The sequence below is a fragment of the Mesorhizobium sp. M1329 genome, from assembly GCF_040318035.1.
Classification (GTDB): Bacteria; Pseudomonadota; Alphaproteobacteria; order Rhizobiales; family Rhizobiaceae; genus Mesorhizobium.
In genome coordinates this window covers 59,932-76,072 of the sequence record NZ_JAMYLN010000025.1, presented here as the reverse complement: position 1 = coordinate 76,072, position 16,141 = coordinate 59,932, and the positions used below count along the sequence as shown (strand labels likewise).

Here is a 16,141-nt window from a genome sequence, read left to right as displayed (position 1 = left end):
AGCAATGGCGGCGCCTGTCAATGAAGAATGTTCACTATAGTGTGTCGTCCTAAAGTGTACGCAGCGACGACCATGCCCTCATGGACCTACGGGTGGTTGTCGGTTTGAACGTACAGAGGATCCGGCGCGCACAAGCCCTCTCTCAAGAGGAACTGTCGTTCCGTTCAGGGTTCACGCGCGCCTATCTGAGTGGTCTCGAAGCCGGCCGGCGCAATCCCACAATTCTGTCGCTTGCAAAGCTTGCCACCGCATTAAGCGTTGACATCGAGGATTTGACCAAACGGCCAGGCAAAGACGCCCCAGCCCTGACGCCGCGTACGCGACGCAGCAGAAAATCCTGACGCTCCCGCCGCCTGCTGGCCGGTGGATCACGGCGCGTTGCGACGGATGAGCTGCTCCACGTCAACTTGCAACGCCAACGCCAGTACCTCCAAGGTATCGACGGTCGGTGAGTTCTCCTCCCGCTCCAGCTTGCCGACATAGTTGCGATCAAGGCCGGCAAGGTCCGCGAGCTGCTCCTGGGACAAGCCGGTACCTTGGCGAAGCAACCTTAGATTGCGAGCAAAAACCGACCTCAGCCTCATGCGGCGAGGCAGTCAGAATGCGCCCTTTAGTGCCACCTACTATAGTAGTCAAACGTCATGCCGCAGGTTGCGGTCGGGTCCAACTTATTTATTCTTTCTTTGTCTCAGTACATTGAAGGGGCGTGAAATGTCGGCGGTTCATGGGAGCGTCTTACAGCACCAGCTAACGCAAATCTTTGAAGCAACCGCGCTGATTGATCGTGCAAGCAGCGTCGCCGAAATCATTCGGCAACTGCGCAAGAGCATCGAACGTCACGGCTATGCAGCCTGTCTCGTCACCGAATTGCCACGCCAGGACACCGGATCACTGGATGGACACATCCTTGTTAACGGTTGGCCGGGGGAATGGTACAGCCACTACATGGCTGCCGGACACTATCGCCATGACCCTTGCGTTGCTTTGTGCCGTAGTGCGATTGGGCCGTTCCTTTGGAGGGACGTCCATCAGGGCCTGACGAACGGCAATGCCAGGAAGGTGATGGATGAGGCAAAAGAGTTTGGGCTTTGGGACGGGATCTGCATTCCAATCCAAGCCTCATTCGGCGATCCGGCCTGTGTAACGGTTGCCGGACGCGAAATTGATTTGGCGCCGACGGTGCGCTGCACCGTTCATGCCCTTGCGCGCCATGCCTACTCGGCTGCCGAACGACTCGTTGGCAGCTCGCTCAGGCGGCCGAGACAAAAGCTTTCCCAACGGGAGCGTGAAATCCTGCAGTGGGTCGCTGGCGGGAAGACCGCATGGGAGGTTTCCCGAATACTTGGAATTTCGGAAAACACCGTGACGACCCACCTGCGCAACATCAAGCAGAAGCTCAGCACCGCCAATGTCGTGCACGCCATCGTCGAGGCTTATCGCAGGCGCGAAATCGAACTTTAATCCATCCTCAGATCTAGGTATTTCATGGGCAATCGTCACGTGGTCGGATGGGGTTCCATCTCGAGGAACCGCAATGATTCAGGTCCACGTCGTCGACGCGTCAAACAGCTTTGCCTATCGAGGCGATCTCGACAGTTACTTCCGTCTGCGACACGAAATCTATGTCGATGAACGTGGCTGGCACGAGCTGAGGCGCCCCGACAGTCGCGAGATCGACCCCTTTGATACACCAGAAGCGATTCATCTGCTCGGCATCCAGCCGGGAAGGGGTGTCGTTGCCGGATCCCGGCTGGTGCCCAGCCTAAGACCGCATCTGATGAGCGAAATCTTTCCGCAACTTGCCGAGGGTGGCGTGCCGCGCCGACCCGATATCTTTGAGTGGACCAGGTTTTTCGTGGCCCGGGATTTTCGCGACCCCGGCCGACCCTGTCAGGCCGCCGGCGTGATCTACTGCGGGATTCTGGAATTCTGCATTCAAAGAGGCATAAGCAATCTGACCATTGTCTGCGAGGACTACTGGTTCGACCGCTTGGCATCGATCGGCTGGTGTCCAAGGCAGCTTGGATCTTCATTCAAATGCGATGACATGACCATCATCGGCGTCATGGTCGACGTCGGCCCGTCTGCCTTGGCCGCGACGCGACAATTCTACCGCATAACCGACCCAGTGCTTTGGGCCGAAACGGCACTCAAGCGGCTGGCCTGACCGCGGGCCGTCCGTTTTTGGGCGTCACGCCTCGAACGAACATGCTGCCTCGCAGACAAGTTCGCGCACGCCAGCGATGGCGTATCCGCCCGTCAGCCAAAAAAACCAATCGCAAAACCGGCCGCTGCAGTCACCACCGGGCGAAATCGTGCTGTTCGAACCGGGGAACCTAAGCGATTGACTTGCCAACGTTTAGAAAAAATCATGTCTCGACCGGCAGCCGGTTCGACCGCTTGATCTGCGCAAGCGCGAAGCTGGACTCGATCGAGGAGACGCCATCGAGCCGCGTCAGCTTTTCCTTCAGGAAGCGCTCATAGGCGTGCAAATCGCGCACCACCACACGCAGCAGATAATCGCGCTGGCCAGTCATCAGATAGCAATCGACCACCTCCGGCCAGCGTGCGATCGCCGCATTGAACCGCTTCAGCTCGTTCTCGCGCTGGCGCTCCAGCTTGATCGAGGCGAACACCGAGATCGGCAGGTCGACCATGTCCTGGTCGATCAGGGCGGCATAGCCGGTGATGACCCCCATGTCCTCCATTAGCCGGACCCGGCGGGCGCAGGGCGAGGCCGAAAGACCGACCCGATCGGCAAGCTGCTGAGCCGTCATCCGGCCATCGACCTGCAGCGCGGCAATGATCTTTCGGTCGATATCGTCCAGTCGGCGTTTTGGCATGGATAGTTACTCCATTGGTCGATATTGCCGAAACCAGCTAACGCAAGTGCCAATCTCCTGCAAGTTTAGCGACAATCGGTTTTTGCTCAGCCCTATGATTGCGACGATCGCAACCGGGAGTCTTGCAGCATGGACAAACAAAAACTGGAGGCACTTTCGGCGCTGGAGAAGAAGGTGCTCTGGCTGTCGACTTGGATGATCCATAACGCCAATCACCTGCGCGAAAACACCGACGGCCTGAAGGTTGGCGGACACCAGGCGTCCTCGGCTTCGCTGGTGACGATCATGACCGCGCTGTATTTCTTGGTGCTGAGGCCGGACGACCGAATCGCGGTGAAGCCGCACGCCTCGCCGGTGTTCCACGCCATCCAGTATCTTCTGGGCAATCAGACGAGGGAGAAGCTCGAAGGATTTCGCGCCTTCGGTGGCGCGCAAAGCTATCCGTCGCGGACCAAGGATGTCGATGACGTCGATTTCTCCACCGGCTCGGTAGGTCTCGGCGTCGCGCAGACGCTGTTTGCCTCCCTTGTGCAGGATTATCTCAGCGCTCGCGACGAAAGCATGCCCGAGGGCCGCATGGTGGCGCTGCTCGGCGATGCCGAGATGGACGAAGGCAACATCTTCGAGGCGCTGCTCGAAGGCTGGAAACATGGCCTGCGCAACTGCTGGTGGATCGTTGACTACAATCGCCAGAGCCTCGATGCCGTTGTGCGCGAAGGCCTTTGGGAACGCTTCGAAAACTTCTTCAGGAATTTCGGCTGGGATGTGGTCATCCTGAAATACGGCAAGCTGCTCGAAGCCGCTTTTGCCCAGCCGGGCGGCGAGGCGTTGAAGGCCTGGATCGACGGCTGCCCGAACCAGCTCTATTCGGCGCTGACCTTTCAAGGCGGCGGCGCCTGGCGCAAGCGGCTGTTTGCCGATATCGGCGAAAAGCCGGGCCTGAAATCACTTCTCGACCGGCGATCCGATGCTGAAGTCGCCGCACTGATGACAAATCTCGCTGGCCACGACCTGCAGTGCCTGATCGAAGCTTTCGAGAGGGCGCGCGGCCACGACCGGCCGACCTGCTTCATCGCCTATACGATAAAAGGTTTCGGCCTGCCGCTCGCTGGCCACAAAGACAATCATGCCGGGCTGATGACCAAGGATCAGATGGCCGTCTTTCGCGCCTCGATGTCGATCGGTGAGGGGCGGGAGTGGGATGCCTTCGAAGGCTTGGATATTGGCAAGGTTGATCTTCGACGTTTCCTCGATGCGGTACCTTTTGCCGCGAAAGGCCGACGCCGCCGGCACGCCCAACGCATCCTGGTCCCCGATCGCCTCGGCCCGGAAGCCAAGGGCAGCGTCTCCACCCAGATCGGATTCGGCAGGATCCTGGACGAGATTGCACGGACGGGCGGGCCGCTTGCCGACGCTATCGTCACGACATCGCCCGACGTCACTGTTTCGACCAATCTCGGACCCTGGGTCAACCGGCGCGGCCTGTTCGCGCGAAGCTCGCTTGCCGACACTTTCCGCAGCGAACGCATAGCCTCGGCGCAGAAATGGGAATTCGGCCCATCCGGCCAGCACATCGAACTCGGCATTGCCGAGAACAATCTGTTCATCCTGCTGTCGGCGCTAGGGCTGTCGCATTCGGTTTTCGGCAAACGGCTGTTGCCGATCGGCACGCTCTACGATCCGTTCATCCAGCACGGTCTCGATGCGCTCAACTATGCCTGCTACCAGGATGCGCGCTTTCTCCTTGCAGCCACCCCGTCGGGCGTCACGCTGGCGCCGGAGGGTGGCGCGCATCAGTCGATCGCCACCCAGTTGATCGGCATGGCGCAGGACGGGCTTGCGGCTTACGAGCCGGCATTCGTCGATGAGTTGAGCGTCATAACGCGTTTTGCACTGGATTACCTGCAGCGCGACGGCGACGTCGTCCAGTCGGAGCGCACCTGGCTGCGCGACGAGACCGGCGGCTCGGTCTATCTGCGGCTCTCGACGCGCCCCATTGATCAGATCATTCGAACCATGACGCAGGACCTTGAGCAGGACATTGTCGACGGCGGCTATTGGCTGCGGCCCCCGGGTCCGAATGCGGAGGTGATCGTCGCCTATACAGGCGCCGTCGCGCCGGAAGCCATCGAGGCGGTCGGCATGATGGCGGAGGATCGTCGCGACGTCGGTCTTTTGGCAGTGACTTCGGCCGATCGGTTGAACGCAGGCTGGACGGCGGCAAGCCGCGCACGCGAACGCGGCCTTGTTCATGCCAGAAGCCATGTCGAACGGCTGTTCGAGGAGCTTCCAGCCCATTGTGCGATCGTCACGGTCGCCGACGGCCATCCGGCCGCGCTCGGCTGGCTGGGCTCGGTATACGGCCATCGCACGCGAAGTCTCGGCGTCGAGCACTTTGGCCAGTCCGGGACAATCGGTGATCTTTACCGGCACTTCGGAATCGACGCCAATTCCATAGCGACAGCCGCCGACCGGATTGCTGGTGGGCGCCCCATCCGCTATCTGCGCGCGCTGGATTGACGGAAGACATTCACGGCTGCTGCAGACCGGAAGGCGAATGTCCGCCGTGTGCATTCCGAGATGTGCCGCGCGGTACCCCAGGACCGTGCCGACTGGAATTTGCTGGCTGCCGGCAAGGAATCGGGCTGGCGGGCCAGCCCGATTGTAGGCATTTCGTCTGACACCTGTTACTTGGCCTGGTGAATACTGGAAACCACTAGTTTGCCGGCCTTGGCCGAATAGGTAACGACGACCTTTTCACCGACCTTGAGTGTCTCGGCCTCAATCCCTTCCGGCAAGATGAACGTCTTGCCGTCGGACAGAGTGATCGAATCGCCACTCTTATCGACACTCGCGATGGTGCCGGTGACCGCCTTGGCGAAGGCACCGCTCGAAGATGCGAGGGCCAGTACCATTGCGGTTGCGATGACTGATTTTTTCATTTGGTTTTCCCGGTTGGTTTCGTTGCGATGCCGAAAGGGCTGTTGGCGCCAGAGCGGCAACGGTGACGATCCGGAGCGGTAGGGCTTGCCGGATCATTTCCCTCAGCGAGAGAAGATGGGATCGAGCCTATGCGGCAGAGTTTTCGGTAAGATGGCCGGGACTTTACAAATGGGTAAGTCCGGCGCGGATTGTCATAGATCCCGCAGGTGCTCAGCGTCCTGTCCGGACGAGGGCCTGGCCGACCGGATCGCGGCGACGACCGAAGCGGCGACAAGGCCGAGCACGACCCCCAGATAAGCCCAGGGAACCGAGAGCCTCTCCGGCGGGGGGTCGAACACGCCGGTCAACAGCTTCACCAGCATCCACCCCGTCAGCAAGCCCGACAGAAGCCCGAATGCGAAACCACCGACGAGGATCAGGAGGCCTTCGCTCCACAGAAAGGTCGCCAATTGCCGAGGCTTGGCGCCGATGGCGCTCAGTATCGCGAAGGGCCGGCGGCGCTCGACGAAGCCCAGCGCCAGCATCAGCCCGCCGGCGGCCGCGGCCATGACGACGGAAAACGCCAGTTCGATCGTCGTCAGTCCGCCAAGATCGACCGCGGTCAGGCTCGAGCCGATGAGATGGGCAGCCTGGCCAATGTCGGCGACCTTCAGCGACGGATCGAAGGTGAGTGCCGAAGAAGCCTGCCGCGCCAGTGCTGCAGGATCGGCCTTGGCCCGCATCAGGACGTACTCGGATGTATCCGACCCGGTCATGCGGGCCACGTAGGCGGCGTTCGCAACGAGGAAGGAGTCCTTCGGTGCTGTCGGAAATTCGCGCGCGACGCCGATGAACTTGAAGGCGACGGGATGGTACTGGTGATCCCTTGCATCGATGAGCCGCAGATTGATCGTATCGCCTTGCTGAAGCTGGAAGTCCTGCACGGTCTCTTCCGAGACCAGGACACCGTCGGGCGTGGCGGCGAGCTGGTCGAGCATGCCGGCCGCGCCGGCGCCGCTGAAATAGGCGTCGGAAAGCTTCGTTGCCCGTTCGATACGCCATGGGTCGATGCCGTAGAGATCCTGCAGGTCGGCGCCGACATAGGCGAAACGATGCTGCATGGGTTCTGCCGCGGCCGCCTCGGGCAGCGCCGCCAGCGCCGCCAGATACGGTCCGGCCGGTCTGTCCGATGTGCCGAAGACGGTGACGTCGGACCCGTTGGTCAGTTCGGCATCGATGCGTGCCTGGGCATTGTAGGTGGTGTTGAAGATCGCGGTCGACGTGGCGAAGGAGATGGCCAGCGCTGTCATCGCGATGCCGATGGTCAGGCGCCCCGATTGCCGCGACAACGCGGCTGACACGACAGCCGCAAGAGGCCCGGCGACCGGCGCAATGATCGCTCGAAGACCCCTGCCGTTGCGCGCGATAATGGCGCCCGACAGCCGCACGGTCAGCAGCGCCATGCCCAGCCAGAACAGCGCCGGCGCGATGAACGCCTTGTAGTCCACGGAGATCGCGGCGACGCCTTCGGGCGCAAGAACGATCTGGTATCCGGTGCTCGCCGACTGCGACAAGAAAAGCCCTGCGGCCGCGAGCAAAATGATGTCGAGCCACAGGCGCCGCCAAAGCGGCGTCCACGCCCTGCTGACGGTACGCCGCGCGGCACTGACAGTCGCCCAGCGCGCGTCACGCCAGGCGGGAAACAGAAAGGCGATGAAACCGACAAGCAACCCGAACAAGGCTACAAGAAGCAATGTCGGACCGCTCATGCTCGCCGTCACGTGCAGGCCTGGAGCGATGCGGCCGAAGAGCAACGCCGCGGCGATGCCGAGCGCGGTTCCGCCGACTGCGGCGATTGCGGCCTCGGCAGCGGACAGGGACAGGATTGTTCTCGTCGTCGCGCCGCGGACGCGAAGCAGCGCCTGCTCCGTGCGCCGGCGCACCGCACCGGACGAAGTGACCGCAAAGGTGAGGGCAATGGCCAGCGCGATGCCGGGCAGGCCGAGAAACAGGAACAGGACGGACGCATAAAGCGCATCCTCCCGAACCGCCCCGAGACGGGAGCCGAGATTGTCGGCGACCAGAGCCTGACCGACGACCCGTTCCTCAAGATTCCTATGCGCGCCGGTGACAAAGGTATAGGCGCTGACCGGGTCCGGCGGCAGCGCCTCATGGGCGAGCCGCACGTGCCATTGCAGCCGGGCGGTGTCGGGCCGCATTTTCTGCTGCGGGTCGAAGAGTTGCTGCCAATCTTGCTGTGGCAGCACGAGCACGTTGTCGGGCGGCGCCTGCGGAGCAGCCTGGGGCGGCAGGCCGACCGCCTGGAACAGCGAATCCGCGTCGGGAAGATCGATCACGCCGGCGACCTTGACCTCTGCCGGCGGCAGGCCGATCCGCTTGATCGAGACTGTATCGCCCGGCCCGACATGAAGATTGGCCGCCGCCTGCTGGGCAATGAGCACGCCGTCGATGGCGCCGGAAAGCGGCCGGACTTCCGCCGGAAAGGTTTTCGAATAGCCATTGTCGAAAGCAATGACCTGGCCCGATCCGGTGGTCTGCGTCGTGCCGCCGGTCTGCGATTCGAACCCGGCAACATCCGCATAGCGGAGCTGATGAACGGCCTTGACCGGCGCGTCGGCCAGCGCCTTGCCGATCAGGTCAGGATCGGCACCGGAAATCACCTGAACCTGCCAGTCGATCGGCACGGCCGATATGGCGCGCTCCGTCATCGAGGTGCTGGCGTTGGCGAGAAAAAGCGCCATCGCCGCGAGAAGCGCCACGGTCAGCGCGACGCCTGCCATGGCACCGGCGACGCGCAGGAAACGGCGGGCGAGAACGCCGCGAACCCACAAGAGGAGCATCATGCCGCCTTGTTTCTCGGCCGACCTGCGATCAGCCGGCCGTGGTCCATCGTCCACCGTGTCGCCATCCGGGCGGCCACGGCTTCGTCATGCGTTGCCACAACCAAGGCTATGTCTGTCCCGTTCAGGCGATCCAGCACTGCGTCGAAGAAGAACTGCGCCGTGATGCTGTCGAGCTGCCCGGTCGGCTCGTCGGCAAGCACGAGTTTTGGCCCTATGGCTAAAGCGCGCGCCATGGCTATTCGTTGCGACTGCCCACCGGACAATTCCTCTGGCAGTTTGTCGCCAAGCTCGCCGAGGCCAAACGATTCCAGCAGTGCTGCCGCGGTTTCGTCCGCGGCGGCGCCTTTGCCGGCCAGGATCATGGGCAAGGCGACATTCTGAGCTGCGGTGAGCGCTGGGAACAGGCTGGGCGACTGGAACACAAATCCGATCAGACGCGGCCGCAGTTCCTCGAACGGACCAAGCCCCGGCCATTCGATGGTGCCGGCCGTCGGTCTGTCCAGCCCGCCAAGAATATGCAGCAGCGTTGTCTTGCCGCTGCCGGAAGGCCCGACCAGGGCAATGCGCGCGCCTGTCGCGATCTCGCAGTCGACGTCGAGCAGCACCGTGATCCGGCCGGCGTTTCCATCATGAAAGTCCCGGCCAAGGCCTTTGCCGACAACGAGCGTCTCACTCACTGTCGATCCTCCCGTCTTTCAACCTGATGATCCGGTCGGCTCTTTGCGCCAGCGCCTTGCTGTGGGTTGCGAGCAGCGTCGCCAGTCCGGCTTCGCGTCTCGCCTCGAACTGCCCGATCAGCCCGGATTCGGTGTCACGGTCGACCTCCGCGGTCGGCTCGTCGGCAACCAGGATCGGCGGGTCCGCGGCCAGCGCCACAGCAAGGCCCGCGCGCGCCGTCTCGCCGCCCGAGAGCTCGGTTGGAAATGCCTGCGCGCGATGCGAGAGGCCGACGCTTTCCAGCAAGGCGCCAATTCGCTTCTGGTCCAGCTTTCCCGCCAGAAGCATCTGCAAACGCAGGTTCTGTTCGACGCTCAGGTGGCCAAACAGGTTGCCGGACTGCAGCAGGATGCCGAAATTGGCGGCGCGAACGCGTGCACGCTCGGCCTCCGGTCGCCGGGTCAGGCGCAGGCCGGCCACCTCGACATGGCCACCATCCGGCTCGTCCAGCCCGGTCACGCAGAACAACAAGGTGGATTTGCCGCTGCCGGACGGTCCCGTCAGGGCGACGATCTCGCCAGCCGACACATGGATGCTGATGCCACGCAATGCGGCTGTCTCGTCGTCGCCGATGTGGAAGAACCGATAGAGTTCATGCGCGTCCAGCGCGTGCATTTCATTTCCACCGGAACGAGTTGGACATCAACTGCCACTGGTCGACATTGTCCGCGCCCTTTGGCGCGTAGAGTTCGAGCGTGATCAGCTTGCCGTCCTTGAAATAGAGGTACCGCTCGTTCTCCAGGCGGACCTGCTTGTTGGTCACCGCATTTGGTTCGGAGTTGGACGTATAGACAATGCGGATTGCCGGGCCCGCCGCCAGCTTGACCTGCTTGACCGCCGTCACCCGGACGGCTCGACCGGTGGATTGGAGCTTCGGAACATAATCCGCCTTGGCGCTTTCGACGGTCGGTGCGGCGTCCGCCTTTGCCGCGGAAACAACGACGCCGTCGAGCTTGTCGACGAAGCTTGCGCCGTCGGCATTGTCCGTGCGCGCCCACCCCTCCGGCACCTTCATGGTGAACCCTTGCGGTGAGGCATAGTCGATGAAGACTTGCGTATCGGGAATATCGCCGGGAGGGTTCTTTTCCGCGGGGACGACTTTCTCGGCCGCCAACGCCGGCAGATTTCCGAAATCTGGAACGAGCGCGCCGGCAGCGCCCAGACATGCCGCAACGGTAAGGATCGGCAGAATCCGGCTGATTTTTCGATGAGCGGACATCATTTGAGCGGCCTTTCGAGCTGAACGGCGAATTCACTCACTATCGCGCGTCAAGCTTACAGGCATGTCGCCTGGTTCATACGGATTGGTAAGCTTGGAGGGCGGTGCCTAGCCAGCCGACGATTTAGCAGCGGGGGAAACTGACCACCACCGCGAGGCCGGGATGGCGGTCTTCGAGGGTAATGGATGCGCCGTGCAGATCGGCAATGGCGCGCACCAGGCTAAGCCCAAGGCCGCTGCCGGGCGTCGTGCGGCTGTTGTCCAGCCGGTAGAGCCGTTGGAACACTTTTTCGCGCTCCTCGGTTGGAATCCCCGGGCCGTCATCGCCGACTTTTACAAGAATGCGGTCATCCCTAGGGATCACTGACAATTCGATCGCCGTGCCTGCCGGGCAATGCCGCAAGGCGTTCTCCACCAGATTGGCGAACATCTGCGTCAACAATTCCCGATCGCCGTGGATCTGGCATTGTGTGCCTTGAAGGATTTTTGCCGTCAGCGACTTTCCGTCATCCTCAGCAACGTCCGCATAGATTTCGGCAATGCTCTCGACTACGCCATTGACGTCCAGATCGATGAAGCGCGCCTTGCGCGCTCCAGCCTCGATCTGGGCGATGCGCAGCAAGGCATCGAACGTCTCATTGATCTGGAGCCCTTCCGCCCGCGCGTCCGCCAAATCATCGGAAACCTCCTCGCCCAGAGCGGTCTTGTCGGCGGCGGCTTCCAAAATCATCTGCAGGCGGTTCAGCGGCGTCTTCAAATCATGCGCGATGTTGGCGCTGACCTGCTTCATGCCTTCGACCAGGGCCGACAGCCGGTCGAGCGCGGCGTTGACCTGGGCGGAAACCCCGTCGATATCGTCGCCGTTGCCAACCAGGGGAATGCGGGCGTCAAGCCGCCCATGCGACACGTCGACCATGGTGGCAGCGATACCGTCGAGGCGGCGCTGGACACGGGATGCCAGCAAGGCGCCGCCGGCCACTGCCAGACCGGTGATGATGAGGGTTCCCCAGCCAAAGCTCATCAGCACGATGGTTTCCAACTCATCGGTCTCGGACAGGTTGAAGGCGACCGTCAGATTGTTTCCGCCAACCGAACCGGACCAGGCCCGGTAGACGGTGCCGGCCGGCACGCCGGGCATAGTGGCGTCAAACATCGAGAAGCCGTCGGGAAGGTCCCCCGCGGTAAAGTTGCCGGCAAGATGATTGCCGGCCGGACCGGTCAGCGAGAACAGCTGCTCTTTCTTGGCTGAGAGCGCGGCATGGCTGTCGACCGTCGCAACCAGATCCTCCAGATCGCTTTCGGCATAAGTCGCCGCCACCACCGAATAGGTCTCCTTGATGGAATCATCGAGCCGCTCGGCAAGGTCGGCGCTCATCAGCTGATAAACGATGGCGCCCGACAGGATAAAGGCAAGCACGAATAAGAAGGCGAAGGTCAGGGCAAGCCGAAAAGGCGTACTGCGTAGCAGATTAAACCGGCGCATGCAGGCTGTAGCCGGTGTTGCGGACAGTATGGATAAGCTGCGTTTCGAACGGCTTGTCGATCTTGGTTCTCAGCCTGCTGATATGGGTCTCGACGACGCTGGTCTTGGGATCGAAATGGAAATCCCAGACGCGCTCCAGCAACATGGTCCGGGTGATGACGCGGCCTTCGCCACGCATCAGCACTTCGAGCAGCCTGAATTCCCGCGGTTGCAGGTCGATCGCCTGACCCTGCCTAGTGACCCGGTGCAAGAGCAGATCCATTTCAAGATCGGCGACGCGCAAGGCGGTCTTCTGTTCGTGTGCCGCCGGCCGGCGGCCAAGGGCGTTGACGCGGGCGAGCAACTCGGAAAAGGCGAATGGCTTGACGAGGTAGTCGTCGCCGCCGGCCTCGAGGCCCTCGACCCGGTCGTCGACGCCACCGACCGAGGTCAAAAAGATCGCCGGCGTTCGAACCCCGGCGGCACGCACCGCCTTGATCATCGACAGGCCGTCCAGACCGGGGATCATCCGATCCGCGATGATCACGTCATAGGCGTCGCGTGTCGCGGCAAACAGCGCGTCATGGCCATTGGGCAGCAGATCGCAAACATGCCCGGCTTCGCTCAGTCCCTTGACTACGTATTCGGCAGTCCGTGGGTCATCCTCAACAAGGAGAAGTCGCATCTCTGTTCCGGTCTGTTGCCGAGGCTTTGTCCGCGGTGCATGCTAGCGCCGGCAGCTGCCCGCTCCTAGAATACCTATTCCTGGAATATAGGATCATCAGCCGAAAAACCCCAGCAGCGAGTTCCTGGCTTCGAAAGTCTGATCCATTTCATAGGTCCTCAGAACCGGAATGGCGATATGGCCGCACCGGATAGAAAGCCGCGCCGCGGATTTTCCTCGCCGGCCGTTGCTATCGCGGCCAAATAGAGCGCCGCCAGTCCGCCTGCTATCGGAGCCGGCCTGGCAATGGATGAGGACAGGTTTCGGGCCGACTTCATCAGTGCAATCAAGGCGAGCGACTGGTGCTGCGCCAGGTCCCTGCGAGCCGACTCGATATGCCTGATGCCGAGATCCTTCGCCGCCGGCACCGCTGCGTCAGATCATGACCGACCAGGCGCTTTACCGCGCAGATTGATGATCGTGGCGATGTGGTACTCGTCGTGGTAGGCCCTCATCTCGTCCACCGACGGCCGGGCCGATCGATGGCTTCACCGGCAACGATTGCGTGAAAATTGTCATTAAGGTGGGACGCCCCCAGGGCGCAATCCAACTGGGAAGGCAATCACGGAAATCGAAGCTGTCACCCAGGCTTTGATTGCGAACTTGTCATTGGCTGCCTTTCCGTCACGGCTTGATGCCTTCGAATTTGGTTCGAAGGTCATCTGGCCGCATCGCGTGCGGGGACAAGCATCTTGCGCAGCACGGCGTCTTTCAGAATAAAATGATGGAAGAGTGCCGCACCGGCATGAATGCAGATGAGGACCATGAACACCGGCTTTGCCCAGGCATGGATATCGCCTATCCAGCCCCAGACATGAAAGGCCAGAAGCCCGGAAACAGGAACAGCGACGAGAAGGCCGTAGAACAGCGCATGCGTTGCGCGTGAGGCGAAAGCGATCCATTTCGGCATTGTCGATTGCGGCTTGGGCGCACCGATGAAGAGGCGCACGGCCAGTCGCACGAACACCAGCAACAGAAGCGCCAGGCCGACCCAGTAATGGGCGGATCCCATGGTCTGCTCGTAGGACGACAGTTGCCGTCCGTCCGCTGCCGCATCGACGTATGTTGTCATGCTTTCCCCGAACAGGAGTTGGAACAGGACAAGCGCCGCTATCGTCCAATGCAGGCTAATCTGAAGGCTGCTGTAGCCGGATCTCTTGGAGTTCATTTTCTGTCCATGAGGTGAGCGCTGTAGCTGCCGATGCGACCCAGGCAGGAATCCGTTGACGTATTGCCGCGTTCTCGCCGCGTGCGACGGGCGTGCAGATGCTCGATTCCTAATCGGATTCGAGCAGGATCTTGTCAGCCTCGTGGGCGTGCTTCTTCAGGCTCATATAGAGAACAAGGGTGACGATGCAGCAAAGGAAGAGCATGCTGGTCAAGGTGGTGCCGAAACCTAGGCCGCCATATTCGAAGGGTTGCGAGAGCAGGTCGCCGAACGAGGCGCCAAGCGGTCGCGTCAGGATATACGCGAGCCAGAAGGCGAGGATGCCGCCCAGCTTCAGCACGTAATAGGCAAATGCGATGAGCGCGATGACGCCGGCAAACAACAGGCCCGTGGTGAGGTAGCCCATATCGAAGCTCTCGGCTACCAGGTCGCCCGCCGCAGTGCCTAGCGAGAAGGTGAAGAGGATCGCCAACCAATAGAAGACCTCGCGTTTCGTCGTGACAATCGTATGGATCGACAGTGTCCTTTCGCTGGCAAACCAGACAGCGAAGGTCGCGGCGAGCACGATGGTGAAGCAAATCGTGGTTGTTTCTAGGCGCACGCCGAAATTGTCGACGAGATTGTCGGTGACCAGCGTGCCGACCACGCTTATCAACACTACCGCCAGCCAGTAGGCCCAGGGCACGTAGCGTTTCTGCGCGAATTGCAGGACAAGCGCGACAACTAGGATGGCGGTCATGATCAGCGAGGTGACGGTCAGGCCAAGACCGAGATTGACGGCCAGATAGTCGGCCGCCGTCTCGCCCATGGTCACCGCCAACAGCTTGATCAGCCAGAAATCGACAGTGACATCCGGAACCCGGTTAACAGCAGGCGCGACACGTTGGGCGGCTGGCGAGAACATTGCTGTATCCTGTCGTTTGATGAGACGTAGGGTGGACTACTTGCCCAAGATTTTCATTGCCTGAGCGAAGAAGTCGTCGGCGCGCTTGTCGTCGTCGGCATTGCAGCGCTCGATGCCCTTGGTCTCCAGCTCGGAAACCTTGGTCTTGTCCGTATCGCCAAGTTTCGCTTCAGCCTCTGCGGCGCGCAGGGTCTTGAGCGTTCCTTCGCAAGGCGCTGGTCCTGCGGAGGCTGATGACATCGGACTGGCGATGGCAACTGCACCGAGCGCGAGGGCGAGAACCAGTTTGTTCATATAACATTTTCCTGTGTGGCGCCGGTCTTTCCGGCAATGTCGGTCAAGCTCCGGCAACTCGACCGGGAGCAGGGACCATAGGGAGGCGAGTTCGCCGGCATCTGTCCGGTGGCTTACAATTTTGTAAGAATAAGAGGAAACCCTGTTGATTGCCTCGCCATCAGCCGGCGGAAAGGGTAGTTGGTTACGCGCAACGACATTTCGGCCCATCCATAGACTTGCCAGAGCTGGGGGAAACCAATGACCTACGCCTCTCTCAAGCCGTCACCGAAGGCATTCGACCAGCACAAGCGTCTGATCGTTGTCCAGGTGGTGGCAGTCCTGGCCATAGCGCTGCTGTTGTTTGCCAAGCCGTTCCTGCGCGAAGGGTCGAGCGAGCACGAGTTCATCGAACTGCTCGGCTGCGTACTCATCCTCGTCTGCGTCGGTGGCCGTCTGTGGAGCATTCTCTATGTCGGCGGCAAAAAGAACGAAGAGTTGATTTCCGCGGGGCCGTTTTCCATGACGCAGAACCCGCTGTATTTCTTCTCGACGATCGGCGCGGTGGGCCTCGGGTTGATGTATGGATCCATCGTCGCAGCCTTGGCATTGGGCCTAGCCAGTTTCATCGTTTTCCGGGTGACGGCGCGCAAGGAGGCCGAATTCCTGCTCGGAAAGTTCGGCCCCGCCTACACGGCGTATGCAGAGCGGACGCCGCGCTTCTGGCCGAACCCGCTGCTGTTTGCCGACCAGCCCGAGCGGCAGTTTTCAACAGGTGCGCTGAGGCGGACATTTTATGACGGGCTTTATTTCCTCGCCATCTTCCCCGCGATCGAGACGATCGAGTATTTCAGGGCCGGCGGCTTTCTGCTCACGTTTTTCACGCTCTATTGATCAATGCATAAGTCTGCTGTCATTCGCCCACGCTAACCGCTATCAGCTGGACATAAGAGCACCGACTAAATTTTTGGCACATCGCGCAATGCAGAGCGGAATTTACGACATCGAATGGTCATTTACCGGGAAGGGCACTAAGCGGGACGGC

At 61.3% G+C, this 16,141-nt stretch carries 17 protein-coding genes; 5 read left to right on the top strand and 12 right to left on the bottom strand.

Annotation, left to right across the window (positions count from 1 at the left end; translation table 11 throughout):
* Positions 1-80: 80 nt before the first annotated feature.
* Positions 81-341 carry a helix-turn-helix domain-containing protein gene (locus NKH21_RS23260; protein ID WP_352492898.1) on the top strand — a complete coding sequence of 87 codons (261 nt, stop codon included), beginning with the start codon at positions 81-83 and terminating at the stop codon, positions 339-341.
* A 27-nt stretch (positions 342-368) separates the two neighbouring features.
* Here the strand turns inward: NKH21_RS23260 and NKH21_RS23255 are convergent, their stop codons facing one another.
* Positions 369-584: a helix-turn-helix domain-containing protein gene (locus NKH21_RS23255; RefSeq protein WP_292654544.1), complete on the bottom strand. Its 216-nt coding sequence runs from the start codon at positions 582-584 to the stop codon at positions 369-371.
* A 127-nt stretch (positions 585-711) separates the two neighbouring features.
* Between NKH21_RS23255 and NKH21_RS23250 the strand changes: the two genes are divergently transcribed.
* A complete protein-coding gene (locus NKH21_RS23250; protein WP_352668765.1) occupies positions 712-1,461 on the top strand; it encodes an autoinducer binding domain-containing protein in 750 nt (249 codons plus the stop codon).
* Complete coding sequence (locus tag NKH21_RS23245; protein WP_352492896.1) at positions 1,409-2,167, top strand: acyl-homoserine-lactone synthase; 759 nt, start codon at positions 1,409-1,411, stop codon at positions 2,165-2,167. Before NKH21_RS23250 ends, NKH21_RS23245 begins: the two co-directional genes overlap by 53 nt.
* A gap of 202 nt (positions 2,168-2,369) precedes the next feature.
* Here NKH21_RS23245 and NKH21_RS23240 read toward each other — a convergent pair whose 3' ends face one another.
* Positions 2,370-2,843 carry an Lrp/AsnC family transcriptional regulator gene (locus NKH21_RS23240; RefSeq protein ID WP_352492895.1) on the bottom strand — a complete coding sequence of 158 codons (474 nt, stop codon included), beginning with the start codon at positions 2,841-2,843 and terminating at the stop codon, positions 2,370-2,372.
* A 129-nt stretch (positions 2,844-2,972) separates the two neighbouring features.
* On the opposite strand from NKH21_RS23240, the gene NKH21_RS23235 reads away from it, so the two are divergent.
* Positions 2,973-5,363, top strand: a complete 2,391-nt coding sequence (locus NKH21_RS23235) for a thiamine pyrophosphate-binding protein (protein WP_352867756.1) — start codon at positions 2,973-2,975, stop codon at positions 5,361-5,363.
* A 167-nt stretch (positions 5,364-5,530) separates the two neighbouring features.
* On the opposite strand, the gene NKH21_RS23230 is transcribed toward NKH21_RS23235, so the two are convergent.
* The 10 genes from NKH21_RS23230 to NKH21_RS23185 all read right to left on the bottom strand — a co-directional run bounded on the left by NKH21_RS23230 (position 5,531) and on the right by NKH21_RS23185 (position 15,327).
* Positions 5,531-5,785 (bottom strand): DUF1344 domain-containing protein, encoded by a 255-nt coding sequence (locus NKH21_RS23230; protein WP_352566564.1) that lies wholly within the window; start codon positions 5,783-5,785, stop codon positions 5,531-5,533.
* A 192-nt stretch (positions 5,786-5,977) separates the two neighbouring features.
* The gene (locus NKH21_RS23225; protein ID WP_352668759.1) at positions 5,978-8,629 is read right to left on the bottom strand and encodes an FtsX-like permease family protein; all 2,652 of its coding nucleotides are present in this window, start codon (positions 8,627-8,629) and stop codon (positions 5,978-5,980) included.
* On the bottom strand, positions 8,626-9,306 hold the full coding sequence (locus NKH21_RS23220; RefSeq protein ID WP_352566568.1) for an ABC transporter ATP-binding protein: 681 nt from the start codon (positions 9,304-9,306) through the stop codon (positions 8,626-8,628). Before NKH21_RS23220 ends, NKH21_RS23225 begins: the two co-directional genes overlap by 4 nt.
* Positions 9,299-9,961 carry an ABC transporter ATP-binding protein gene (locus NKH21_RS23215; RefSeq protein ID WP_352566570.1) on the bottom strand — a complete coding sequence of 221 codons (663 nt, stop codon included), beginning with the start codon at positions 9,959-9,961 and terminating at the stop codon, positions 9,299-9,301. Before NKH21_RS23215 ends, NKH21_RS23220 begins: the two co-directional genes overlap by 8 nt.
* A 1-nt stretch (position 9,962) precedes the next feature.
* Entirely contained in the window at positions 9,963-10,568 is a 606-nt protein-coding gene (locus tag NKH21_RS23210) for a hypothetical protein (protein WP_352566571.1), read from the bottom strand.
* Between the two features lie 121 nt (positions 10,569-10,689).
* Positions 10,690-12,048 carry a sensor histidine kinase gene (locus NKH21_RS23205; protein ID WP_352566573.1) on the bottom strand — a complete coding sequence of 453 codons (1,359 nt, stop codon included), beginning with the start codon at positions 12,046-12,048 and terminating at the stop codon, positions 10,690-10,692.
* On the bottom strand, positions 12,035-12,712 hold the full coding sequence (locus tag NKH21_RS23200) for a winged helix-turn-helix domain-containing protein (protein ID WP_352492887.1): 678 nt from the start codon (positions 12,710-12,712) through the stop codon (positions 12,035-12,037). The genes NKH21_RS23205 and NKH21_RS23200 overlap by 14 nt, the downstream gene beginning before the upstream one ends.
* A gap of 697 nt (positions 12,713-13,409) precedes the next feature.
* A complete protein-coding gene (locus NKH21_RS23195; RefSeq protein WP_352492886.1) occupies positions 13,410-13,919 on the bottom strand; it encodes a cytochrome b in 510 nt (169 codons plus the stop codon).
* 109 nt (positions 13,920-14,028) lie between these two features.
* On the bottom strand, positions 14,029-14,823 hold the full coding sequence (locus tag NKH21_RS23190; RefSeq protein ID WP_352492885.1) for a COG4705 family protein: 795 nt from the start codon (positions 14,821-14,823) through the stop codon (positions 14,029-14,031).
* 36 nt (positions 14,824-14,859) lie between these two features.
* On the bottom strand, positions 14,860-15,327 hold the full coding sequence (locus tag NKH21_RS23185; protein ID WP_352492884.1) for a hypothetical protein: 468 nt from the start codon (positions 15,325-15,327) through the stop codon (positions 14,860-14,862).
* 30 nt (positions 15,328-15,357) lie between these two features.
* Between NKH21_RS23185 and NKH21_RS23180 the strand changes: the two genes are divergently transcribed.
* Entirely contained in the window at positions 15,358-15,990 is a 633-nt protein-coding gene (locus tag NKH21_RS23180; RefSeq protein ID WP_352668750.1) for a methyltransferase family protein, read from the top strand.
* The last annotated feature ends 151 nt before the right edge of the window (positions 15,991-16,141 follow it).

Bases quoted from the DNA above. Each gene is read 5' to 3' on its own strand.
- NKH21_RS23260 (WP_352492898.1), top strand. From the start codon at position 81: ATGGACCTACGGGTGGTTGTCGGTTTGAACGTACAGAGGATCCGGCGC.
- NKH21_RS23255 (WP_292654544.1), bottom strand. From the start codon at position 584: ATGAGGCTGAGGTCGGTTTTTGCTCGCAATCTAAGGTTGCTTCGCCAA.
- NKH21_RS23250 (WP_352668765.1), top strand. From the start codon at position 712: ATGTCGGCGGTTCATGGGAGCGTCTTACAGCACCAGCTAACGCAAATC.
- NKH21_RS23245 (WP_352492896.1), top strand. From the start codon at position 1,409: ATGTCGTGCACGCCATCGTCGAGGCTTATCGCAGGCGCGAAATCGAAC.
- NKH21_RS23240 (WP_352492895.1), bottom strand. From the start codon at position 2,843: ATGCCAAAACGCCGACTGGACGATATCGACCGAAAGATCATTGCCGCG.
- NKH21_RS23235 (WP_352867756.1), top strand. From the start codon at position 2,973: ATGGACAAACAAAAACTGGAGGCACTTTCGGCGCTGGAGAAGAAGGTG.
- NKH21_RS23230 (WP_352566564.1), bottom strand. From the start codon at position 5,785: ATGAAAAAATCAGTCATCGCAACCGCAATGGTACTGGCCCTCGCATCT.
- NKH21_RS23225 (WP_352668759.1), bottom strand. From the start codon at position 8,629: ATGATGCTCCTCTTGTGGGTTCGCGGCGTTCTCGCCCGCCGTTTCCTG.
- NKH21_RS23215 (WP_352566570.1), bottom strand. From the start codon at position 9,961: ATGCACGCGCTGGACGCGCATGAACTCTATCGGTTCTTCCACATCGGC.
- NKH21_RS23210 (WP_352566571.1), bottom strand. From the start codon at position 10,568: ATGATGTCCGCTCATCGAAAAATCAGCCGGATTCTGCCGATCCTTACC.
- NKH21_RS23205 (WP_352566573.1), bottom strand. From the start codon at position 12,048: ATGCGCCGGTTTAATCTGCTACGCAGTACGCCTTTTCGGCTTGCCCTG.
- NKH21_RS23200 (WP_352492887.1), bottom strand. From the start codon at position 12,712: ATGCGACTTCTCCTTGTTGAGGATGACCCACGGACTGCCGAATACGTA.
- NKH21_RS23195 (WP_352492886.1), bottom strand. From the start codon at position 13,919: ATGAACTCCAAGAGATCCGGCTACAGCAGCCTTCAGATTAGCCTGCAT.
- NKH21_RS23190 (WP_352492885.1), bottom strand. From the start codon at position 14,823: ATGTTCTCGCCAGCCGCCCAACGTGTCGCGCCTGCTGTTAACCGGGTT.
- NKH21_RS23185 (WP_352492884.1), bottom strand. From the start codon at position 15,327: ATGGGCCGAAATGTCGTTGCGCGTAACCAACTACCCTTTCCGCCGGCT.
- NKH21_RS23180 (WP_352668750.1), top strand. From the start codon at position 15,358: ATGACCTACGCCTCTCTCAAGCCGTCACCGAAGGCATTCGACCAGCAC.